Source organism: Demequina sp. B12 (assembly GCF_028823635.1).
Lineage (GTDB): Bacteria > Actinomycetota > Actinomycetes > Actinomycetales > Demequinaceae > Demequina.
Map to the genome: position 1 here is coordinate 373,674 of NZ_JAPEHU010000002.1, position 21,566 is coordinate 395,239.

The 21,566-nt window shown below is 63.0% G+C and carries 21 protein-coding genes; 18 read left to right on the top strand and 3 right to left on the bottom strand.

Annotated elements, in window-relative coordinates; genetic code table 11:
* Positions 1-29 precede the first annotated feature (29 nt).
* The 16 genes from ON058_RS06265 (at position 30) to ON058_RS06340 (ending at position 14,991) form a co-directional block, all read left to right on the top strand.
* A complete protein-coding gene (locus tag ON058_RS06265) occupies positions 30-557 on the top strand; it encodes an HIT domain-containing protein (RefSeq protein WP_274668416.1) in 528 nt (175 codons plus the stop codon).
* Positions 558-578: 21 nt separating this feature from the next.
* Positions 579-1,211, top strand: a complete 633-nt coding sequence (pgsA, locus tag ON058_RS06270; RefSeq protein WP_274668167.1) for a phosphatidylinositol phosphate synthase — start codon at positions 579-581, stop codon at positions 1,209-1,211.
* Positions 1,208-2,098, top strand: coding sequence for a phosphatidylinositol mannoside acyltransferase (locus ON058_RS06275; protein WP_274668168.1), 891 nt, complete (start codon positions 1,208-1,210; stop codon positions 2,096-2,098). Before pgsA ends, ON058_RS06275 begins: the two co-directional genes overlap by 4 nt.
* The gene (locus tag ON058_RS06280) at positions 2,095-3,243 is read left to right on the top strand and encodes a glycosyltransferase family 4 protein (RefSeq protein ID WP_274668169.1); all 1,149 of its coding nucleotides are present in this window, start codon (positions 2,095-2,097) and stop codon (positions 3,241-3,243) included. The genes ON058_RS06275 and ON058_RS06280 overlap by 4 nt, the downstream gene beginning before the upstream one ends.
* Positions 3,244-3,283: 40 nt before the next feature.
* A complete protein-coding gene (pdxS, locus tag ON058_RS06285; protein ID WP_274668170.1) occupies positions 3,284-4,192 on the top strand; it encodes a pyridoxal 5'-phosphate synthase lyase subunit PdxS in 909 nt (302 codons plus the stop codon).
* Between the two features lie 13 nt (positions 4,193-4,205).
* Positions 4,206-4,733, top strand: coding sequence for an NUDIX hydrolase (locus tag ON058_RS06290; RefSeq protein WP_274668171.1), 528 nt, complete (start codon positions 4,206-4,208; stop codon positions 4,731-4,733).
* Positions 4,730-5,320 (top strand): pyridoxal 5'-phosphate synthase glutaminase subunit PdxT, encoded by a 591-nt coding sequence (gene pdxT / locus ON058_RS06295; RefSeq protein WP_274668172.1) that lies wholly within the window; start codon positions 4,730-4,732, stop codon positions 5,318-5,320. The genes ON058_RS06290 and pdxT overlap by 4 nt, the downstream gene beginning before the upstream one ends.
* A 57-nt stretch (positions 5,321-5,377) precedes the next feature.
* Entirely contained in the window at positions 5,378-6,028 is a 651-nt protein-coding gene (locus tag ON058_RS06300; protein WP_274668173.1) for a hypothetical protein, read from the top strand.
* Positions 6,025-6,402, top strand: coding sequence for a hypothetical protein (locus ON058_RS06305; RefSeq protein WP_274668174.1), 378 nt, complete (start codon positions 6,025-6,027; stop codon positions 6,400-6,402). Before ON058_RS06300 ends, ON058_RS06305 begins: the two co-directional genes overlap by 4 nt.
* Positions 6,403-6,460: 58 nt before the next feature.
* Positions 6,461-7,219 carry a YebC/PmpR family DNA-binding transcriptional regulator gene (locus ON058_RS06310; RefSeq protein ID WP_274668175.1) on the top strand — a complete coding sequence of 253 codons (759 nt, stop codon included), beginning with the start codon at positions 6,461-6,463 and terminating at the stop codon, positions 7,217-7,219.
* Positions 7,220-7,257: 38 nt separating this feature from the next.
* Complete coding sequence (ruvC, locus tag ON058_RS06315; RefSeq protein WP_274668176.1) at positions 7,258-7,824, top strand: crossover junction endodeoxyribonuclease RuvC; 567 nt, start codon at positions 7,258-7,260, stop codon at positions 7,822-7,824.
* Positions 7,825-7,881: 57 nt separating this feature from the next.
* Positions 7,882-8,487 carry a Holliday junction branch migration protein RuvA gene (ruvA, locus tag ON058_RS06320; protein ID WP_274668177.1) on the top strand — a complete coding sequence of 202 codons (606 nt, stop codon included), beginning with the start codon at positions 7,882-7,884 and terminating at the stop codon, positions 8,485-8,487.
* Positions 8,480-9,535, top strand: a complete 1,056-nt coding sequence (ruvB, locus tag ON058_RS06325) for a Holliday junction branch migration DNA helicase RuvB (protein ID WP_274668178.1) — start codon at positions 8,480-8,482, stop codon at positions 9,533-9,535. The genes ruvA and ruvB overlap by 8 nt, the downstream gene beginning before the upstream one ends.
* Positions 9,536-9,639: 104 nt before the next feature.
* Positions 9,640-11,619, top strand: coding sequence for a protein translocase subunit SecD (secD, locus tag ON058_RS06330; RefSeq protein WP_274668179.1), 1,980 nt, complete (start codon positions 9,640-9,642; stop codon positions 11,617-11,619).
* 2 nt (positions 11,620-11,621) lie between these two features.
* Complete coding sequence (gene secF, locus ON058_RS06335) at positions 11,622-12,707, top strand: protein translocase subunit SecF (RefSeq protein WP_274668180.1); 1,086 nt, start codon at positions 11,622-11,624, stop codon at positions 12,705-12,707.
* Positions 12,708-12,750: 43 nt separating this feature from the next.
* Positions 12,751-14,991: a bifunctional (p)ppGpp synthetase/guanosine-3',5'-bis(diphosphate) 3'-pyrophosphohydrolase gene (locus ON058_RS06340; protein WP_274668181.1), complete on the top strand. Its 2,241-nt coding sequence runs from the start codon at positions 12,751-12,753 to the stop codon at positions 14,989-14,991.
* Here the strand turns inward: ON058_RS06340 and ON058_RS06345 are convergent.
* The 3 genes from ON058_RS06345 to ON058_RS06355 all read right to left on the bottom strand — a co-directional run bounded on the left by ON058_RS06345 (position 14,988) and on the right by ON058_RS06355 (position 17,832).
* Complete coding sequence (locus ON058_RS06345) at positions 14,988-15,518, bottom strand: hypothetical protein (RefSeq protein WP_274668182.1); 531 nt, start codon at positions 15,516-15,518, stop codon at positions 14,988-14,990. The two genes, ON058_RS06340 and ON058_RS06345, sit on opposite strands and share 4 nt — an antisense overlap.
* A gap of 113 nt (positions 15,519-15,631) precedes the next feature.
* The gene (locus ON058_RS06350) at positions 15,632-17,002 is read right to left on the bottom strand and encodes a DUF349 domain-containing protein (RefSeq protein ID WP_274668183.1); all 1,371 of its coding nucleotides are present in this window, start codon (positions 17,000-17,002) and stop codon (positions 15,632-15,634) included.
* Positions 16,999-17,832 carry a peptidylprolyl isomerase gene (locus ON058_RS06355; RefSeq protein WP_274668184.1) on the bottom strand — a complete coding sequence of 278 codons (834 nt, stop codon included), beginning with the start codon at positions 17,830-17,832 and terminating at the stop codon, positions 16,999-17,001. Before ON058_RS06355 ends, ON058_RS06350 begins: the two co-directional genes overlap by 4 nt.
* A 126-nt stretch (positions 17,833-17,958) precedes the next feature.
* On the opposite strand from ON058_RS06355, the gene hisS reads away from it, so the two are divergent.
* Both hisS and aspS read left to right on the top strand, forming a co-directional pair.
* Positions 17,959-19,326, top strand: a complete 1,368-nt coding sequence (gene hisS, locus ON058_RS06360; protein ID WP_274668185.1) for a histidine--tRNA ligase — start codon at positions 17,959-17,961, stop codon at positions 19,324-19,326.
* 232 nt (positions 19,327-19,558) lie between these two features.
* Positions 19,559-21,331 carry an aspartate--tRNA ligase gene (gene aspS, locus ON058_RS06365; protein WP_274668186.1) on the top strand — a complete coding sequence of 591 codons (1,773 nt, stop codon included), beginning with the start codon at positions 19,559-19,561 and terminating at the stop codon, positions 21,329-21,331.
* Positions 21,332-21,566: the final 235 nt, after the last annotated feature.

Sequence of the window (21,566 nt, forward strand, 5' to 3'; positions counted from 1 at the left end):
TCGTGGCTGAGGTGGTGGACGGTCAGGCGATGGGCGGTGAGCCCGACGGCTTTGAGCGGTTGTGGACTCCACACCGCATGGCATACATCGAGGACGGCAAGTCGCGGCCCAAGTACGAAGGCACTTCTGATTGTCCGTTGTGCGCCAAGTTGGAGTTGCCCGACCGCGACGCCCTCGTCGTCCACCGCGGTGAGCACTGTTACGTGGTGCTCAACCTGTACCCGTACAACCCCGGACACCTCATGGTGTGCCCGTACCGCCACATCGGCTGGTACACGGAAACAACGGACGCCGAACGGGACGAGATGGGTGTCCTGACCCAGACCGCAATGCGCGTGTTGCAGGCCACCTCTGGCACGCAAGGCTTCAACATCGGCATGAATCAGGGCGCCATTGGGGGTGCGGGCATTGCAGAGCACCTGCACCAGCATGTGGTGCCTCGCTGGATGGGCGACTCCAACTTCCTTCCCATCATCGGCAAGACCAAGGCGCTTCCGCAGCTACTTGACGACACGTGGGAAAAAGTGTCGGCGCAGTGGAAGGCAGTGGCAGGCTAAGACCTGCGTTTCGAGGAGAACATGTTTGGCAACCTTCGCCCTTTGATGGGCAAGTTGTGGGCAGCCCCTGCGCGGGGATTGCTAGCGCTGGGAGTGCACCCCAACGCGGTAACCATCATCGGCACTGTGGGCGTCGTCTTTGGGGCGTGCTTCTTCTTCCCGCAGGGCGGCATCATGCTGTTTTGGGGTGTCATGGTCATCACGGTCTTTGTGGTGACAGACATGCTGGACGGCACCATGGCGCGCCTGTCGGGGAAGTCGTCACGCTTGGGGGCCTACCTGGACTCCACATTGGACCGGGTGGCCGATGCCGCAATCTTCGGTGCGCTTGTCTGGACTTTCCGCGTGGATGAGCCCGCAACGGCCCTGGCGGCACTGTTGTGCCTCACGCTTGGCTCCTTTGTGCCGTACGCACGTGCGCGTGCTGAGGGCTTGGGCATTGACGCCAAGGGTGGCATCGCGGAGCGTTCCGACCGTCTGGTGATCGGTTTGGTCGCCACTGGATTTGTGGGGCTGGGGCTCCCGGTGTGGGTGTTGACCGTCACGTTGTACCTGCTTGCGGCGGCGGCAGCGATCACTGTGGTGCAGCGCACCATGGTGGTGGTGAAAGCTAACCGCGAGGATCCCAGCCTGGACGGTCACGCCGCTTCATGAATGCGTTTCTGACTGCATGGCGGACTTCCCGCCTCCTTCCTGTCCGGACCGTCAGGGTGGTGGCGGAAGGCGCTGCGACCGTAGTGTGGCGCAGGGGTGGGCGAGTGATCGACCGTTTCGAAAGCAACCTTGCACGCGTGACGGGCAAAGAGGGGGACGATCTCCGTGCCCTCAGTCGCGAAGGGCTCAAATCCATCGGCCGGTACTACGCGGAGGCGTTGACGCTGAACCGCTTGAGCGGCGAGCAGATCGACGCTCGGGTGCGCCTCGAAGGGTACGAGCCGGTCAAGGAACTCCTCACCACGACAGAGACTGGCGTGGTCGCGGCGCTGTCGCACTGTGGCAACTGGGACCTCGTGGGCGCCTATGCTGCGCGTCACATCATTCCGGTGACTGCTGTTGCCGAGGTGCTGAAGCCGCAGGAAGTCTTCGATGAGTTCGTCGCGATGCGCGAAGGTGTGGGCATCAAAGTCCTGGGTCATGAGGGATCGTCGACCTTCCGCAAACTGATCTCGATCACCAAGAAGGAGCGGACACTGGTGTGCCTGCTCGCTGACCGTGACTTGTCAGGGTCAGGCGTTGAGGTGTCCATGTGGGGACACCAGGTCAAAGTGGCTCCCGGGCCAGCGGCGCTTGCGATCGCGGCCAAGACCGTGGTGATCCCCATCATGGTTTCCTACGAGCGTCTTGAGGGGGCGCGTCGTAAGGCCGCCAAATCTCCGTGGGGCGTCGTGCTGTGGTTTGGTACGCCCATCGATCCGGCTGACTATCCGGATGAACGGCGGGTCGAGACAGTGAGCCAGGCTTGGGCCGGAGCTTTGGCTGAACAGATCTCTCAGCACCCTCAGGACTGGCATATGTTGCAAAAGTTTGGGTGGGCGTCATGAAAATCGGCATTGTGTGTCCCTACAGCTTGGACCGGCCAGGCGGCGTTCAACTGCACGTGATGGATCTGACGGAAGCGCTCCAGGAACGGGGTCACGAGGTCTCGGTGATTGCCCCTGCCGCGCCCGAGACACAGGTTCCGGACTACGTCGTGACCGCTGGGCGTTCCATTCCTGTGCGGTACAACGGTTCTGTCGCGCGCATCAAGTTCGGCATGTTTGCTGCCGCACGGGTGAGGAAGTGGCTGAAGGAAGGCGACTTCGACGTCGTTCACCTCCACGAACCTGGCACCCTGTCGCTGTCAGTGATCGCTATGTGGGCGCGTCTGGGGCCGACGGTCGCCACCTTCCACACGTCGAACGAGCATTCCCGCATCATGCGCAACGCCAAACCCTTCATCAAGCCTGGCTATGAAGAACTCGACGCGCGCATCGCTGTGTCGCCGTCAGCGGACCGGACCATCAAACGTCACCTCCGCGTGGCTGCGACACACATCATCCCCAACGGCGTGGACACGAGTGAGTATGTGACGGCAAAGCCCGTCGAAGAATGGCAGGGCACCAAGCATGCGCCCACCGTTGGGATCTTGGGCCGCATGGACGAGGCACGCAAGGGCTTGGACGAGTACCTCGCCGCGATTCCGTACGTCCGCAAGCGCCATCCGCACGCGCGTTTCCTTGTCGCGGGCCGCTTCTCCGATCGAGTCGCGGCTAAGGCTGCGCGCGCTGGCGCTGAAGTGATCGGGGAACTCGACGAAGGTATGAAGGCCCGGTTCATGAGTTCTGTTGACGTGTATTGCGCGCCGAACCTGGGAGGGGAGTCGTTCGGCATCGTGTTGGTGGAAGCCATGGCCGCGGGCGCGGCTGTTGTCGCCTCGGACCTTGTCGCATTCCGTGATGTCGCCACTGACTCCGACGGCGAGGTCGGCGCAGCGTTGCATACGGTAGGGGACTCGGTTGAGCTCGCCGCGCGCGTGAACACGCTCATCGCTGACCCTGACGCACGAAAGAAACTTGCTGCTCGTGGACAGCAGCGCGCGCTCACTTTCGACTGGAAGCAAGTCGCGCCACGAGTAGAGGAAACCTACCGCGACGCGATTAGAATGGACGCGGAATTCCACCCTCAGCACTCAAAGCTCACGCCGTAATGCGAGCCGCGAGACTCGACAAGTAAAGGAAGCCTGATTTATGAGCGAAAACGCCAACGCGACCACCCCCCAGGTTGGTACTGATCTGGTGAAGCGCGGCATGGCCGAGATGCTCAAGGGCGGTGTCATCATGGACGTCGTCACCCCCGAGCAGGCGAAGATTGCCGAGGACGCTGGTGCAGTGGCTGTCATGGCCCTGGAGCGTGTCCCCGCTGACATTCGTGCTCAGGGTGGCGTGGCCCGCATGTCGGACCCGGACCTCATCGCCGGCATCATCGACGCCGTGTCGATCCCCGTGATGGCGAAGGCCCGCATCGGCCACTTTGTTGAGGCTCAGGTCCTGCAGAGCTTGGGCGTCGACTACATCGACGAGTCCGAAGTGCTGACCCCTGCCGACTACACCCACCACATCGACAAGTGGCAGTTCACCGTGCCTTTCGTGTGCGGTGCGACCAACTTGGGTGAGGCGTTGCGCCGTATCTCTGAGGGCGCGGCCATGATCCGTTCGAAGGGTGAAGCGGGCACCGGTGACGTTTCTAACGCCACGACCCACATGCGTACCCTGCGCACCGAGATTGCGCGTTTGACGTCGTTGCCCAAGGACGAACTGTATGTCGCCGCCAAGGAACTCCAGGCGCCGCTGCCCTTGGTCCAGGAAGTCGCAGCGACCGGCAAGCTGCCTGTCGTGACCTTCACCGCTGGCGGCATTGCGACCCCTGCTGACGCAGCAATGATGATGCAGTTGGGCGCCGAGGGCGTGTTCGTGGGTTCCGGCATCTTTAAGTCCGGCGACCCTGCGGCCCGCGCAGCGGCCATCGTGAAGGCCACCACCTTCTACGACGACCCTTCGGTGATCGCCGATGTGTCGCGCGGCCTGGGCGAGGCCATGGTGGGCATCAACGTGGACGATGTCCCGGAGCCCCACCGTCTCGCAGAGCGCGGCTGGTAAACCACCGTCACACGTGACTGAACTCAACGAGCAGAACGCGGGCGCCGAACGCATTGAGCGTTACGGTGCTCGCGTTCTGTTGTTTGATGGGCGCGGCCGTGTCCTGATGCTGAAGGGCCACGACCCGCATCAGCCGGAGCGGTCCTGGTGGTTTACGCCTGGTGGCGGTATCGAGGAGGGCGAGACCCCTGCCGCAGCCGCTGTGCGGGAACTGGCCGAAGAGACCGGGTATGTGCTTGAGGAGCATGAGGTCGTAGGGCCAGTGTGGCGCCGGACGGCCCTGTTTGACTTCTTTTCGCGGCAGTACGTTCAGCACGAAGTGTTCTTCGTGGCGCAGTTGGCCGATGCGGAGAAGCACGACAGCGTGGATGCCGCCTGGACGGTTGATGAGCAGGATGTGATTGACGACACGGTCTGGTTGTCGCAGGAAGATCTTGCCCGCAGCGACATTGAAGTTTTTCCCCCTGCGCTCGCTGAGCCGTGGGACAACTTGGTTCCGTGGAACGGGACTTTACGAGATATGGGAGTGGAAGCCGAATGACCAAGGTGGGTGTGTTGGCGCTACAAGGGGACGTGCGCGAACATGCGGCTGCGGCCGTCGCGTTGGGTGCGAATGTCACGTTGGTGCGTCGCCCGCAGGAGTTGGAGTCCGTTGACGCCTTGATCTTGCCGGGGGGCGAGTCGACCACGATCGACAAGTTGTTGCGGGCGTTTGGTCTGCGTGATCTGTTGATGGAGCGGATCGATGCTGGGCTACCCGTGCTCGGGTCGTGTGCGGGGATGATTTTGCTGGCCCGGGATTTGGTGGATGGAATCGCTGGCCAGCAGACGCTGGAAGCTATCCCTATGACGGTGCGTCGGAATGCGTTTGGTCGTCAGGTTGACTCGTCCGAGGTGGCGCTGACGTGGTTGCCCGATGGTTCGCCGATGCATGCGACCTTCATTCGGGCTCCGTGGGTCGAGGCCTACGACCCCGAGGTTGAGGTGTTGGCCACCGCGGGTGACCCGGAGTCTGGCGTCCACGCGGTTGCGGTTCAGTATGGACGGTGCGTGGCTACGGCGTTCCACCCGGAGATCTCGGATGAGCTGCGTGTGCATCAGCGGTTGCTGGAGCTCGTTCCCGCCTAGCCCACATATCAAGGCCATGACCTTGATATTGCATCATCAAGGCTCTAGGCTTGCTTCATGTACGTTGTGACAGCAGACCAGCGCGGAAGCACCCGTGTGGGGGAGAAGGTCGACGAGGTGATCGCCGACCGCGCCAGCTGGGCTGAGCAATGGGCCGATGCTGTCGTCCTCCCGCTCGAACGCACCGTGGGTGACGAGATGCAAACTGTCGTCAGCACTCCGGCAGCGGCGCTAGACCTGGCGCTCGGACTGACGCGGACCGGGGAGTGGTCGGTGGGCATCGGTGTCGGTGCGGTCAATCGACCGCTCGGAAAGAGCTCGCGCCAGAGCTCGGGGCAGGCCTTCGTGGAAGCCCGCCGCGCTGTCGAGCGCGCCAGGGGGCGTGCTGAGCCTGTTCCTCTGGTGGTGGCTGGCGGCTCAGCCGAAGCAGAAGAACGGGCTACAGCCGTCATGCAACTGCTGGGCGCCGTCGTGGAACGTAGGACCGATGCTGGCTGGGAAGTCGCTGAACTGGCGGCATCCGGGGCATCACAAAAGGAGATCGCACACGCACTGGGAATCTCTCCTCAAGCAGTGAGCCAACGCAAGGCGAGTGCTCTGATTGACGAAGAGATTCGGGCGCGTGCTGTCGCCGAGTGGCTCTTGTCCACAGCGCACAGCGAAGCCCTGGCGTCCGGCCCGCAGCTGCGGCAGGATGACGCTCTATGACCGTCGCGATTGCCGTACTCGTCGTCGTTGCTGCCGCCGCAATCTCTGCGATTGCGGGCGCTCCTCTCATTGGACTCATGTTGCGCGCGGTGCAGCCCGGGGTTGAGATGCGCGGATTGCTCCGCGGAGGAATGTGGATCGGCATTCTTGAGCGCATCATCGTGACGGTGTCGATCGCGGTCGGAGAACCTGCCGCGGTAGCCGTCGTGGTGGCGATCAAGGGCCTAGGTCGCTATCCCGAACTGCGCGCAACCAAGCCAGACGAACGCGCAGATGCCTCCGAACGGTTCATCATCGGCACGCTCGCGAGCCTCGTGTGGGCATCGGCCCTAGGGATCGCGGCACGTCTCATGGTGCAGGCGTGGGTTCTGTAACTGAGGTATCAGTAGACTGGACGGCAGTCCGCAGTCTCGCAATACACGAGGAGCACACGTGTCCGGTCACTCCAAATGGGCAACCACCAAGCACAAGAAAGCAGTCATCGATGCCAAGCGCGGCAAACTCTTTGCCAAGCTGATCAAGAACATCGAGGTCGCGGCCCGCACCGGTGGTGGAGACCCGGCGGGTAACCCCACACTCTTCGATGCGATCCAGAAGGCCAAGAAGTCGTCGGTTCCCAACGACAACATCGACCGCGCCGTCAAGCGTGGCTCTGGCCTCGAGGCCGGCGCGGCTGACTACGAGACCATCATGTACGAAGGCTACGGCCCTAACGGCGTCGCAATGCTGATCGAGTGCCTGACCGACAACCGCAACCGCGCCGCAATGGAAGTACGTACTGCGCTGACCCGCAACAACGGCACGCTCGCGGACCCCGGCTCGGTGGCCTACCTGTTCTCCCGCAAGGGCCAGGTGGTGGTGTCTCAGGAAGGCGGCGTGACCGAGGACGCCCTGATGGAGGCCACTCTTGAAGCGGGTGCCGAGGAGATCGAGGACAGCGGCGACGTTTTCCTGATTACGTCGGAAGCGACCGACGTTGTCGCGGTCCGCACCGCGCTGCAGGACGCAGGAATCGACTACGAGTCGGCAGAAGCCGCGTGGGTGCCGTCCGTCAAGGTGGAACTCGAAGTCGATGGTGCCAAGAAGATGCTTAAGCTCATCGACGCGCTCGAAGACTGTGACGACGTCCAGAACGTGTTTGCCAACATGGACGCTTCTGACGAGGTGCTCGAGGCCGCACAAGAGGACTAGGCGACGTCCCAGCGGCGAGAGGGCGTGGGAACAGTACCGTGCGGATCCTAGGTGTAGACCCAGGCTTGACTCGCTGTGGCATCGGCGTCATCGATGCTTCCGGCGCACGTCAGGTGTCCTTGGTGCATGTCACTGCCGCAACGTCGCCCTCAACCGAGGACACGCCAGCCCGCATCGCGCGGCTCGCTGACGCCCTTGAACTGGTGTTGGACGAGCATCGTCCCGAAGCCGTCGCGCTTGAGCGCGTTTTTGCGCAAAGCAACGTTTCGACGGTCATGGGCACCGCGCAGATCTCGGGCGTCGTCATGCTGCTGGCACAACGCCGTGGCCTGCCCGTCACGCTGTACACGCCGTCGGAGGTCAAAGCGGCGGTGACGGGGGAGGGGCGCGCCGGCAAAGCCCAGGTGGGATACATGGTGCAACGCGTTCTAGGGCTCAAAGCCATGCCAAAACCGGCCGATGCTGCGGATGCGCTGGCCATCGCCATCGCTCACGCGTGGCGCGGTGCCGCAGCCCCAGTGGGATCGCAAGGAACGACGGCCGCACAACGTCAATGGGCTGCTGCTGAGGCCACCGCGCGTCACTCCCGCGGGCGGCGAGTCTGACATCGTTGGACCGCGGAATCCCGTAGCGTATTCGTACATACGTTCGAAGGAGGCTGCGTGATCGCCACGCTTCATGGGGAAGTGCTGTCCATCGGCGGCACCCACGCTGTTGTCGAAACCGGAGGCGTGGGAATGAAGGTGTTGTCGACCCCGACCACCTTGGCGCAGTTGCGGCACGGACAGACCGTGCGGCTTCACACTCATCTGGTGGTGCGCGAAGACTCTCTGACGCTCTTTGGTTTTGGTTCCGAACATGAGCGTGACACTTTCGAGACCCTTCAATCGGTGCAGGGCGTGGGGCCCAAGATGGCACTTGCGATGCTTGCTGTTCACACTCCTGACGCGCTTGGCGCCGCCGTGGCAGCTGGCGACCGCAAGGCACTTGAGCAGGTCCCCGGCATCGGCGCCAAGGTGGCATCGCGGCTACTGCTCGAGCTCGGCGGAAAGCTGTCACTGCCCCAGACTGACGGAACCGAGACCGCCGCGCCTGGGCACACGGGTGACGCTCGGGACCAGGTGGAGGAGGCTCTCGTTGGCCTGGGGTGGAACGCCAAAGCTGCAACTCAGGCGGTCGACGCGGTCGTTGATGGGCCTGTCGCCGTAGCCGACGTTGCCGAGACGCTCCGTCGCGCCCTCAAGACGATGGGTGCCAAGCGTGGCTGACTTCGACGACTTTGACCCGCGCCTCGTATCTGCAGACGCCGATGCGATCGAGAGATCGAGCGAAGCGGCTCTGCGACCGGGGTCGCTCGACGAGTTCGTCGGACAACAGACGCTTCGGGATCAGCTTTCGCTTGTGTTGCGGGCGGCGTCGGCGCGCGGAACGACGGCAGACCATGTGCTGTTGTCGGGCCCACCTGGACTCGGTAAGACCACCTTGGCGATGATCATTGCTACAGAGATGGGCGCTTCGCTGCGGCTCACCTCCGGCCCCGCCATCCAGCATGCGGGCGACCTTGCCGCGATCCTGTCATCGCTTGAAGAGGGCGATGTACTTTTCCTTGACGAGATCCACCGCCTCGCGCGGCCCGCGGAAGAGATGCTGTATCTCGCGATGGAAGACTTCCGGGTCGATGTCGTGGTGGGCAAGGGGGCTGGAGCAACGTCGATCCCTTTGACCCTGCCGCGGTTCACCGTCGTGGGTGCGACCACCCGTGCAGGACTCCTACCCGCACCGTTGCGCGATCGCTTTGGGTTTACCGGTCACCTCGAGTTCTACGAGGCCGGGGAGCTACAACGAATCTTGGGACGTTCCGCACGGTTGTTGGAGTTTGAGATCGATGCCTCTGCGGCTGCGGAGATTGCACGCCGGTCCCGAGGCACACCGCGTATCGCGAACCGTCTGCTGCGGCGCGTTCGAGACTGGGCGGAAGTCCATGGCACGGGCAGGGGAGACCTTGCCGCAGCGCGACAAGCGCTTGAGGTGTACGAGGTCGATGACCTTGGCCTGGATCGCCTCGACCGAGCGGTCTTGAGGGCCTTGTGCCAGCGATTTGGCGGTGGCCCGGTGGGACTGTCCACGCTCGCCGTCTCCGTGGGCGAGGAACCCGAAACTGTCGAGACCGTCGCCGAACCATTCTTGGTGCGCGAAGGTCTGATGAGTAGGTCGCCCCGGGGCCGCGTTGCTACCCGTGAGGCCTGGGAACACCTGGGATTGATCGCCCCGGAGGGCGCTCCAGGTGGCCATGTGGGTGGACGGCTCTTCGACTGACCCCAATACGGCGTGTCCGCCTACTATTCGACGCGAGGCCGTCTGAACCCCTAGAATCGCCACGGCTCTTCGGAGCGCAGTCAACTGCCAAGTGAAGGATTCCTGTGTCAAAAGCGACAAAGGGAGCGCGCAAAGCGCTCATCGGACTTGTGGCGATCTTTGTCGCCATGTACGGACTTCTTGCGGCGGGGGTGATCTGGGGCGGCGCGTCCTGGGCGCCGGGACTCGCGCTCGACCTCGCTGGTGGTCGTCAGATCATCCTGGCGCCGGTCTTCGATGAAGGTGCCGACGACACCATCGAACAGTCGGACCTCGACCAAGCCGTGGAGATTATTCGTAACCGTGTGGACGCCTCTGGTGTCGCCGAAGCGGAGATTACGACGCAGGGCAACAACATCGTTGTCGCACTTCCGGGCAACCCTGACCAGGCCACGATCGACTTGGTCGCGCAGTCGGCGCAGTTGCAGTTCCGCCCGGTGCTGGTGACCGGCGACCCCTCCGCGACGTCGAGTGTGGAAACCACGACGTCAACGACCGCTACGCCGGAACCGACCGTGGAAGCGACGGTTGAGCCCTCCGCAACGCCGTCGTCGACGCCTGAGCCCAGCGCATCCGAGATGTCCAATGTGGTGGGGGAGACCGACGCCACCGCCACCGCTGAGACCACGGCAGCGACAGTATCGCCGTCGCCTGAGCCCAGCGCTTCCGCAGTGACGACCAGCGAAGAACTGGTGACAACGGAGACAACGGATGCTTCGGGCCCGGTGTTCGGCGAGACGGACCCGTCCTCGTTCGAGTGGATCACGGTTGCGTTGCAGGAGGAATACGCCGCACTCGACTGTCTGGCCCCGGAAAACTACGCGGGACGCTCCATGGGCGACCCCGAGGCCGGCTATGTGGCGTGTGCGACGGACTTCCAGAAGCTCGCCATGGGGCCCGTGGAACTCACCGGAAACGACATCGAAACCGCAACTTCTGGGCCTGAGATGACCCAGCAGGGCACCCTCACGGGCCGCTACGAGGTCCGCCTGCAGTTCACTGACGAGGGCGGCAAGATCTTTGACGAGATCTCCCAGCGCCTTACCGACCTTGAGTCCCCGCGGAACCAGTTCGCCATCGTGCTCGACGGCGTCGTGATCTCGCACCCGCAGATCAACGAACGCATCCCGAACGGCCAAGCGGTCATCACCGGTGACTACACCCAGGAGTCCGCCGAGCAGCTCGCGAACCAGATCAAGTTTGGTGCGCTACCCATGAGCCTCGAGGTGCAGTCCAACCAGCAGATCTCGGCAACCTTGGGTGCCGATCAGCTCGAGAAGGGCCTGATTGCGGGCCTCATCGGTTTGCTGCTCGTGGTGGTCTACTCGGTGTTCCAGTACCGCGCGCTCGGACTTGTGACGGTGGGCTCCTTGCTCATCGCGGGAGGCGCCACCTACGGCGTGATCGACCTGCTGTCGTGGGGAATCGACTACCGTCTCTCGCTTGCGGGTGTCGCAGGTTTGATTGTGGCGATCGGTATTACCGCCGACTCGTTCATCGTGTACTTCGAGCGCATTCGCGACGAACTCCGTGAAGGCCGCTCTCTCAACAGCGCAGTGGACCACGCCTGGGCCCGTGCACGGCGCACCATCCTTGCCTCTGACGCCGTGAGCCTCCTTGCTGCGGGAACGCTGTACTTCCTCGCCGTGGGCGGTGTGCGTGGCTTTGCCTTCACGCTGGGTCTCACGACCCTCATTGACGTCCTGGTCGTGTTCCTGTTCACGCACCCGGTCATGAAGCTCCTGGCGCGTACCAAGTTCTTCGGAGAGGGCCACAAGTTCTCCGGGCTGGACCCACGCTCGCTTGGACGTGAAGCCATGTACAAGGGCCGTGGACGCGTGAAGAGCAGGCCCTCCTCTTCCAAGACGGCTGCTGGCACGGTTGACGGTTCTGGGGAAGGCGAAGGACTGACGCTAGCCGAGCGCAAGGCAGCCAAGCGCAAGGCAGAAGCGAACGCCGCTTCGACGGAGGCAAGCGAAGGATCTGTGACGGCACCCGCCGGTGATTCCACGGACGCCGAAGAGACGACCGAGGGGAAGAACTAGCCATGGCATCGAATCTGGCTCAGTGGGGCAACAAGCTTCACAGCGGTGAGAAGACCTATCCGATTGTGAAGCAGCGCAAGCGCTGGTTCATCGTCTCCGCGATCCTCATGCTGGTGTCCCTGGGGATCTTGTTCGGCAAGGGGTTGAACCTCGGCATTGACTTCACCGGGGGCGCGCAGTTCATCGTCCCGGAGATTGAAAGTCCTGAGGCTGGCCCGGCCGAGGAAGTCGTCAGCGAGATTGTTCCTGCCCAGGAGCCGCGGATCAGCATCCTCGGTGACGACTCAGTGCGGATCCAGCTCGGCGAGATCACCTCGCAGGAGCAGCAGGACCTCGCAGCAGGGTTTGCGGATGCGTACGGTGTTGACGAGTCCACGATCAGCTTCGATCAGATTGGCCCCACCTGGGGTGCAGCGGTCGGAAAGCAGGCCTTGCAGGGGCTCGTGATCTTCCTCCTGCTGGTCTTTGTCGTGATCTCGCTGTACTTCCGCGCATGGCGCATGGCCGCAGCCGCGATCTTGGCGCTGATCCATGACCTCTTGTTCACGGTGGGTATTTACGCGTTGATCGGGTTTGAAGTCACACCCGCATCGGTCATCGGATTCCTCACGATCCTCGGCTATTCGCTCTACGACACCGTGGTGGTCTTTGACAAGGTCAAGGAGAACACCCAGCACTTCGAGGCACAGCGCCGCTTCACCTATTCCGAACTGGCCAACCTTGCGATCAACCAGACCCTGGTCCGGTCCATCAACACGTCAGTGGTGGCGTTGCTTCCTGTGACGTCCATTCTGTTCATCGGTTCCTTCATCCTGGGTGCAGGAACGTTGAAGGACATCTCGCTGGCGCTGTTCGTTGGTATGGCCGTAGGAACGTACTCGTCGATCTTTGTGGCAACGCCGCTGGAGGTCGCTCTCCGCTCGCGCGAAGAGCGCATTGCCAAGCACACCGCTATGGTCCTGGAGATGCGCGCCCAGGGAACATCTGATGTTGCAGTGACTGACGATGGCGAAATCCGTGTAGGTGCGCTGAAGGCTGGCGAACACCAGGGACAATCCGCACAGCCCAGGCGCAAGGGCCGCAAATAGTCACCAGTAGACTGGAGTCTCGCTCGTGTGTTGAGGAGGCTCGATGACGGAGATCCGGCCCACCACGTCCTCGTTGGGACCGTTGGCCTTCTTCCGACGTAACTCGCCGCGCCCGCCCCAGCCCCTGGACGCGGTGCTTGACGAGTACCGGAAGATGTACCCCAAAGGTAAGACGGGGATCATCGAGCGTGCCTACGTCGTTGCTGAGCGAGCCCACAGCGGCCAAGTACGCAAGAGCGGTGAACCATACATCACGCATCCGCTCGCGGTCGCAGAGATCATCGCGCAGATGGGCCTTCCGGATACGGTCATTGCCGCGGCGCTGCTGCACGACGTCGTCGAAGACACGGAGTATCCGCTCGAGACCCTGCGCGAGGAGTTTGGTGAAGAGGTCGCCGAGTTCGTCGATGGAGTGACGAAACTCGACAAGGTGACCTATGGCGATGCGGCCCAGGCCGAAACCGTCCGCAAAATGGTCGTGGCAATGGCCAAGGACATTCGGGTTCTGCTGCTGAAGCTCGCCGATCGTCTTCATAATGCGCGCACCTGGAAGTACGTCCCGGTCGAGTCCGCGCGTCGCAAGGCGCAGGAGACGCTAGAGATCTATGCGCCCCTGGCGCACCGTATGGGCCTCAACGCCATCAAGTGGGAGCTCGAGGATCTTTCGTTCCGGACGCTCTACCCCAAGATCTATCAAGAGATTGTGGACGTGGTCGCCGAGCGCGCTCCCGAGCGGGAGAAGCACCTAACCGAGATCCGCTCTGAGATCGAGGCCGAGCTTCGTCAAATGAAGATCAAGGCCACCATCACGGGACGGCCCAAACACTATTACTCCGTCTACCAGAAGATGATTGTGCGAGGCCGCGACCTCGCTGAGATCTACGACCTTGTCGGTGTCCGCGTCTTGGTGCAGTCAGTGCGTGACTGCTATGCGGTCCTGGGAGCGATGCACGCCAAATACCAACCGGTGCCCGGTCGGTTCAAGGATTACATCGCGATGCCCAAGTTCAACCTGTATCAGTCGTTGCACACCACGGTCATTGGCCCGTCAGGTAAACCGGTCGAACTGCAGATCCGTACGCATGAGATGCACCGCCGCGCCGAATACGGTTTGGCCTCTCACTGGCGCTACAAGGAAAACCAGCGGGGCTCTGAGGCTTCGGAGATGGGCTGGTTGCGCCAGATCGCTGACTGGCAGCAGGAAACCGCGGATCCCACGGACTTCCTCGACTCGCTCCGCGGTGAGATCTCGCGCGCTGAGGTCTACGTCTTTACTCCACGCGGTCGTTTGCTGGCGCTCCCGCAGGGTGCCACACCGGTGGACTTCGCTTACGCCGTGCACACAGAGGTGGGCCACAAGACGATTGGCGCGAAGGTCAATGGACGGCTCGTTCCGTTGGATTCGACGTTGGACAACGGCGACACCGTCGAGGTTCTGACGACGTCAGACGAGAACGCTCATCCCAAGCGTGACTGGCTGGACTTTGTGCAGTCCACGCGAGCTCGCAACAAGATTCGCCAGTGGTTTACTCGTGAGCGCCGCGAAGAGTCGATCGAGACGGGGCGGGACATGCTCGCGCGCGCCATCAGGCGCCAGCACTTGCCTATGCAGAGGCTGATGAGCAAGTCGACCTTGTTGGCGCTCGCCAAGGAGATGCACTACGAGGACGTCGATTCGCTCTACGCCGCCATCGGTGAGCACAAGGAGCAAGCGTCCGATGTGGTGGCCCGCATGGTTGAGGCCGTCGGCGGAGATGAAGGTGCCGACGAGGACGTCACGGAGATTACCCGTCCCGGGACATCGGCGATTCGAACCCGGCGCGGCGATCCTGGCATCTCTGTTCACGGGTTGTCTGACGTTGTCGTCAAGTTGGCAAAGTGCTGCACCCCGGTCCCAGGTGACCCGATCCGAGGGTTCGTGACGCGCGGTAATGGTGTGAGCGTGCACCGTGCGGACTGCGTGAACCTGAACTCGCTGACAGACCAGGCCGAGCGCTACATCGATGTCCAGTGGACAGGATCGACTGACACCGCATTCTTGGTGCAGATTGAGGTCGAGGCACTGGATCGCAACCGTCTCTTGAGTGATGTGGTCAAGGTGCTGTCGGACTACCACGTCAATATTCTTGGCGCGAACGTCTCGACCAACCGCGACCGCGTTGCCTTGAACACCTTCACGTTTGAGATGGCAGACCCATCGCACCTTGGCGCGGTGCTAGCGGCCGTGCGCCGTATCGACGGTGTGTATGACGCGCGGCGCGTGACCGGGGCCAAGCGCCCCTAGCAATGCGTGCTGGCGTACGCCTCAAGCACTGATGCCCATGCGTGCCGTGCGCGTGCGCTGGTGCGATCCTGGGGGCTCAGCAGTGTGAGTTCGTCCCCGACCTCATCGGCCGATACCCCGTGCTGCAGTCCCGTGTAGGCGAGGGTGAGTCCATCTCCTAGGTCAGGACTCCATCGCAGCGCATCGACGATGGCGCGTGGAACCGACTCGATCCACGATGCAGCATCGCTGTCGTGAACGTCTGCTCGATCGCTGGGGTCGGCGTTCTGAGGGCGTTGAGTGTGGTGCCAGAGAAGCGGCCAGGTGGAGTGGCGCGACTTGAGCCGGTGCGTCCACGGTGCGCAGATGTCTATCGCACGCGGAGGGGGTCCGCCCCAGTGAACCCACAGCGCAGCGGCACCGCTCACCGTAGTTCCGGGTGGGACATGGCCACGCAGCACGTGGCGTCGTAGCGGGGCAGTGGGTTCGACGTCCGCGGGAAGCGCGAGCCCTGGCGCAAGTAGCGAGATGACCTGTTCGCGCAGCATGCGATTCCAGGCAGAGGTACCAACGTCTTCGACACAGAGTGACCACATACACATGAGTGTGCCCGCCAGGCGTATAGCCTGGCGGGCACTTTGTTCATCTGTGGAGAACGGCGTTAGGAGACGACGCCCTTGATCTGCTCCAACCATGCACGGCGCGCATCGAGTGCGTCCTGCGCGGACTTGATCTTGCGCTTGTCCTTGCTGGCCTCGGCGTCGGCAAGATCCTTCTCGAGGTCGACGATGGCCGCCTCGAGTTGTGCGACGGCGCCGCTTGCGCGTGCTTCGAGCTCAGGGTTCGAGTTGTTCCACTTCGCGTCTTCCGCATCGCGGATGGCCTTTTCGACGGCGCCCATACGCTTGTTGAGGCGGGCGACATCTGCGCGGGGCACGCGGCCTGCCTCTTCGAACTTGTCCTGAACCGTGCGCAGCGCACGCTTGGTGGCTTCCAGGTCCTTGATGGGCAAGAGCGATTCGGCTTCGACCACTGCTGCTTCTTTGGCTTCCACGTTTCCGGCGAGGGCTTCGTCCTCGGCGTCGGCGGCGGAACGGCGTGCTTCGAAGAAGGCGTCCTGGGCTGTCTGGAAACGCTTCCACAGGGCGTCGTCAACGCTGCGGCGACCGCGGCCTGCGCGCTTCCAGTCACTCATAAGGTCCTTGAAGGCGCGTGCGGTCCGGTCCCAGTCAGTCGACTCGGCGAGTCGTTCTGCCTGTGCCACCAGGTCTTCCTTGCGGCCGGCGACTTGAGCGTTGTCCTTGTCCAGCTGAGCAAAGTGGTGCTTGCGCGCTTTCTCGAATCCAGAGCGAGCTGCGGTGAATCGCTTCCACAGCGCACGCTCGGTGTCCTTGGGGATCCGTGCCTGGGAGCGCTGTGCGTCCTTCCAGGTGTCGAGGAGCGAGCGAAGCTCCGCGGTGTCGTTCTTCCAATGGATGTCGTGCTCGTCCTTGGACGCGATCGCTTCGGCCGCGAGCACAATCTGCTCACGGGCGGCCAGGGCTTCGGCACGCGCAGCGTCGCGTTCGGCCTTGATTCGTTCGCGCGCTTCGGTGGCTTCAGCCTTGACGGTGGTGAACCGCTCCCGTAGCGCGGCAATGTCGCCGACAACCTTGGGCTCAGTCAGCTGAGCCTCGATGGTCTCGAGCGACTCGTCGATGTCCTTGGGGGACAACTCTGCGCCAGAGAGGCGTGCGTGGAAGCGTTCAACCGAGGCTTCGAGCTCATAGAAAGCCTTCGCGTACGGCTCGAGGGGGGTGTCGCCAGCGGCGGGCCCTACTTCGAGTTTGTCGGAGCCAACGATGACCACCACGGTGGTGTCGACGACTTCGCCAAACTTGGCGGCCGCGGCGATCTGGTCATCGGAAACCTCAGCGACAACGGGAACCTTCACGGGGTGGGTGGGCTTGGCAGCCAACACCGCGGGCGTCGCTCCGGAGGCCGGGGGCTTGGGCTTAGGAGTGGGCTTAGGAGTGGGCTTGGGGGCGGTCATTCTACGGACACCTCGTTTACGATGACGGACTGTGCCGGGGGTCCGTCGGGCTCGCCAGTAATAGTTCCGGCACTGGCAACGCCCTCCACAATACTCAGACCCTGCGTCACCTGCCCGAATACGGTGTATCCGCCGGCCGTGTCGGAGGGAATCGTGGAGTCTTCATAGACGATGAAAAACTGACTTCCCATCGATTCTGCGTCGTTAGCTACACGCGCCATGGCGACAGTTCCTGCGGGGTAGAAGTCGTCCTCTGGTGCGTTCTCGATGGGTCCAAACCGGTAGTTCGGCCCATCCACTCCGACCGTGGCAGGAGCACCACATTGCAAAACGTAGATGCCGGAGGTGGTGAGTCGGTGGCATTCGGACTGGTGGTAGAAGCTGTCGCCCGCAAGCGCAACAAAGCTTGACGTTGCTTGGGGGGCGGCCTCGCCATCAATCTCGATCACGATGTCTCCCTGATTGGTTGTCAGGGTCGCGGTCCAGGTGCGGTCCTCTGAGAGTGACGGGTCCGGAGCGGTAGGCGAGGTGCTCCAGCCTGTGGCGTACTCCAGGTCGTCGTCAGCTTCCGTGGATTCGCTTGAAGACGTGGCTTCGGGCGTTGTGGTGGCGTCGGGGGAGGCTGCGGTGGTCTCCTGAGACGACGTATCGCCGTCTGCCATCAGCGCGATCACTGCCCAGCTCGCCAGACCGATCACGACCAGGCCGCTCGCTACCGCGATGCCAACACGCACGCGCTGGTCCCGCCGTGCGGCACGCGCGTGGTGCTTGGCCTCGAGTTGCGCTTGCTTGCGACGGGCGTTGTCGCGTTGTCGCTTCTTGCTGGTCATGCGTTCCTTTTCCGGGGTGTCGGAGTGCTGGTGTCAGTCTAGGCGGGGGTGCTCAGCGTTTGCTCAGAACGTGGCGAAGCGACCCTGAGGCGAGGCTGGGCTGCGGGTAATGGAATGATGGCCCACATGGCACGTGTGCGACCTCTCTCTGGATACCCCGAATGGACCCCTTCCCAGCGCGTTGTAGAGACGCAAGTTCTGGCAGCGATTGCGGAAGTGTTTGAGGTCCACGGTTTTGGAGAGATCCAGACTCGGGCGGTGGAGACGCTGGAACGCCTAGCGGGCAAGTCAGAGGCCTCGAAAGAGATTTACACGCTCGGACGTTTGAACGCTGACGACGATGCTGAGGCAAAGGTAGGTCTGCACTTTGACCTCACGGTGCCTTTTGCCCGTTACGTTGAAGAGTTCCAGAACGACTTGCAGTTCCCTTTCCGCCGCTATCAGATTCAGAAGGTGTGGCGTGGCGAGCGTCCGCAGGAGGGCCGCTTCCGCGAGTTCTACCAGGCGGATATTGACGTCGTGGCGCGCGACGTACTTGCGCCGCATTTTGAGGTCGAGGTTGCCGTCGTGATGGCGCGGGCCCTGGCGGCATTGCCTGTTCCGGGAGCGCGCATGCACGTCAACAACCGGCAGCTCGTCGAGGGTTTCTACCGTGGCGTAGGCATTGACGATGTCGCTGACGCGCTGCGTAGCGTCGACAAGTTGGACAAGATTGGCCCCGACGGGGTGCGTGCAGAACTTGCTGACAAGGGCGTGGGAGAAAGCGCTGCTGACGCAATTCTGGAGTTGGCGCGGATCAGTGCTGCTGACGCATCCTTCGCCGCCGCGATCGAGGACTTGTGGGCCACGACCACGACCATTGCGGAGGTTGCGGACGCCGAAGCCCAGTTGAAGGCTGGGATTGCTGCGCTGGTGGAACTCGTCGAGGGGGTGAATGCCGCTGTGCCGGGAACGGCGGTGGCAGACCTGCGCATTGCTCGTGGCCTCGACTACTACACGGGGTCCGTGTATGAGACGTTCTTGACGGGCCACGAAGACCTCGGCTCGATCTGTTCCGGAGGTCGCTATGACTCTTTGGTCGCTGGCGGTGGATTCCCTGGCGTGGGAATGTCGATTGGTGTGTCACGTTTGGTGAGCCGGATGTTGTCGGCGGGGCTTGCCTCGGCGTCGCGTGGGGTGCCGAGCGCTGTCATGGTCGCCGTGACCGACGAGGACACCCGTGGCGAGTCGGTGCGGATCGCGGACCGACTGCGGGCGCGTGGCGTCGCGTGCGAGGTATCGCCGAAGGCCGCGAAGTTTGGCAAGCAGATTCAGTTGGCGGACAAGCGAGGCATTCCTTTTGTCTGGTTCCCCGCGTCGGTGTCGGCCGATGCTGCGAGCCCCGTTGAGGGGGACGGCGAGGTGAAGGACATCCGCTCGGGCGAGCAGGTGCCCGCGGACGCCGACGTGTGGCTGCCGCCCGCTGCGGACGCGCGCCCACGCATCGTCTCCTAATCCTCACCCTTCCCTGTAGCCCTTCCCCGCCACATGGCTCCATGTGGTTGTTTTAGCGACCTATGGCAGCTGTTTTGTGCCACTCGGGGAAGTCAGGCGTGGTGGTGCGGACATTCCGGAGGGCCGATGCCGTGGCAGGGCGACCTCAGACCGTGCGTGACGGATAGACTTGTCGGCGACCAAACCAGACCTATCCGGCGCGCCCGTCTAGCGTGCCCACGAAAGGCTCACTGTGCTTCGCACTCACCTTGCAGGAAATCTCCGCGCCACTGACGCGGGACAGACCGTCACACTCGCTGGATGGGTGGGGCGTCGTCGTGATCACGGCGGCGTTGCCTTCATCGACTTGCGAGATGCCTCCGGATTCGCGCAGGTGGTGATTCGTGAAGAGGTGGCGCACTCCCTGCGCAATGAGTACGTGATTCAGGTCACGGGTGAGGTGCGGGGACGTCCGGAAGGCTCGGCTAACCCCAACCTTCCTTCGGGCGAGGTGGAGGTTGTCGTGAGCGACGTCACCATCCTGAACGAAGCGGCGCCCTTGCCGATGCCGGTCGACGAGCACGTCAACGTGGGCGAGGAAGCGCGTCTTAAGTACCGCTACATCGATCTGCGTCGTCCTCAGCCGCGCGCCAACATCGTGCTGCGTTCACAGGCCAACCAGGCAGCGCGCCGGGTGCTCGACCGTCACGACTTCCTGGAGATCGAAACACCCACGCTGACGCGTTCCACGCCGGAAGGTGCACGCGACTTCTTGGTGCCCGCACGTTTGTCGCCTGGCTCTTGGTATGCGTTGCCGCAGTCGCCGCAGCTGTTCAAGCAGTTGCTGATGGTGGCCGGCATGGAGCGTTACTACCAGATCGCTCGCTGCTACCGCGATGAGGACTTCCGTGCGGACCGTCAGCCAGAGTTCACTCAGCTTGATGTGGAGATGAGCTTTGTGGATCAGGACGATGTGATCGCCTTGGGTGAGGAACTCATCAAGGAACTGTGGTCGCTGATCGGCTACGAAGTGTCGACCCCCATCCCGCGCATTACTTACGCCGATGCCATGGCTCGCTTTGGTTCGGACAAGCCGGACCTGCGCTTTGGTTTGGAGTTGGTGGAACTCACTGAGTACTTCAAAGACACTCCGTTCCGGGTGTTCCAGAACGATTACGTGGGCGCGGTGGTCATGCCGGGTGGCGCAGACCAGCCTCGTCGCACGCTCGACGCTTGGCAGGAGTGGGCGAAGCAGCGCGGTGCGCGTGGTCTTGCCTATGTCCTGATTCAGGAAGACGGCGAACTCGCAGGCCCCGTTGCGAAGAACCTGTCCGACGACGAGCGGGCCGGTCTTGCCGCTGCGGTGGGTGCGAACCCCGGTGACTGTGTCTTCTTCGCTGCGGGCAAGCCTGGTCCGTCGCGTGCGCTGCTGGGCGCTGCTCGCCTGGAGATCGGCAAGCGCGTGGGCCTGATCGACGAGGACCGTTTCGAGTTCTGCTGGGTGGTGGACGCCCCGTTGTTCAAGGCTGTTGACGCGGATGACGACGACGTTGCGCTCGGTTCCTCGAATTGGACCGCGGTGCACCACGCGTTCACGTCGCCGAAGCCCGAGTGGATGGACAACTTCGAATCCGACCCTGGCAACGCCCTCGCCTACGCCTACGACATTGTCTGCAACGGCAATGAGATTGGTGGCGGTTCCATCCGTATTCACCGGCAGGATGTCCAGGAGCGCGTCTTTAATGTCATGGGCATTGGCGAGGAAGAGGCCAAGGAGAAGTTTGGCTTCCTGCTCGAGGCGTTCTCGTTTGGTGCACCGCCTCACGGTGGAATCGCGTTGGGCTGGGACCGCATTGTGGCGTTGCTGACGAAGGCTGACTCGATCCGCGACGTGATTGCGTTCCCCAAGTCAGGTGGCGGCTACGACCCGTTGACCGCGGCCCCCGCTCCGATCACTGCTGAGCAGCGTGCGGAAGCTGGCGTGGACTACGAGCCTGAGGAAGAGGACGAAACCGCCTCGGCGTAGTCATGAGTGCTGGCAAGTGCCGCGCGACGTGCCCCACGGGGTCCGGCGCGCGGCATTTGTCGTTTTGGCTCGTGTGTGGCATCGACGCGCCAAGAGGGCGACGAACTCCCACGGCGCATCCCGGGTTCGGCTAGCGCGGCCCCGCGCGTGCCCGCCGGTACAGGCGTCATTCTCGAAAAAACGAGAGTGACGAATACGAGTGCCCTGGCGCTCGAGCGACGCACGTCGGCGTCGG

What these genes read in the sequence shown, in the direction of transcription:
- ON058_RS06265 (WP_274668416.1), top strand. Translation starts at nt 30, where the DNA reads ATGGGCGGTGAGCCCGACGGCTTTGAGCGGTTGTGGACTCCACACCGC.
- pgsA (WP_274668167.1), top strand. Translation starts at nt 579, where the DNA reads ATGTTTGGCAACCTTCGCCCTTTGATGGGCAAGTTGTGGGCAGCCCCT.
- ON058_RS06275 (WP_274668168.1), top strand. Translation starts at nt 1,208, where the DNA reads ATGAATGCGTTTCTGACTGCATGGCGGACTTCCCGCCTCCTTCCTGTC.
- ON058_RS06280 (WP_274668169.1), top strand. Translation starts at nt 2,095, where the DNA reads ATGAAAATCGGCATTGTGTGTCCCTACAGCTTGGACCGGCCAGGCGGC.
- pdxS (WP_274668170.1), top strand. Translation starts at nt 3,284, where the DNA reads ATGAGCGAAAACGCCAACGCGACCACCCCCCAGGTTGGTACTGATCTG.
- pdxT (WP_274668172.1), top strand. Translation starts at nt 4,730, where the DNA reads ATGACCAAGGTGGGTGTGTTGGCGCTACAAGGGGACGTGCGCGAACAT.
- ON058_RS06300 (WP_274668173.1), top strand. Translation starts at nt 5,378, where the DNA reads ATGTACGTTGTGACAGCAGACCAGCGCGGAAGCACCCGTGTGGGGGAG.
- ON058_RS06305 (WP_274668174.1), top strand. Translation starts at nt 6,025, where the DNA reads ATGACCGTCGCGATTGCCGTACTCGTCGTCGTTGCTGCCGCCGCAATC.
- secF (WP_274668180.1), top strand. Translation starts at nt 11,622, where the DNA reads ATGGCATCGAATCTGGCTCAGTGGGGCAACAAGCTTCACAGCGGTGAG.
- ON058_RS06340 (WP_274668181.1), top strand. Translation starts at nt 12,751, where the DNA reads ATGACGGAGATCCGGCCCACCACGTCCTCGTTGGGACCGTTGGCCTTC.
- ON058_RS06345 (WP_274668182.1), bottom strand. Translation starts at nt 15,518, where the DNA reads ATGCTGCGCGAACAGGTCATCTCGCTACTTGCGCCAGGGCTCGCGCTT.
- ON058_RS06350 (WP_274668183.1), bottom strand. Translation starts at nt 17,002, where the DNA reads ATGACCGCCCCCAAGCCCACTCCTAAGCCCACTCCTAAGCCCAAGCCC.
- ON058_RS06355 (WP_274668184.1), bottom strand. Translation starts at nt 17,832, where the DNA reads ATGACCAGCAAGAAGCGACAACGCGACAACGCCCGTCGCAAGCAAGCG.
- hisS (WP_274668185.1), top strand. Translation starts at nt 17,959, where the DNA reads ATGGCACGTGTGCGACCTCTCTCTGGATACCCCGAATGGACCCCTTCC.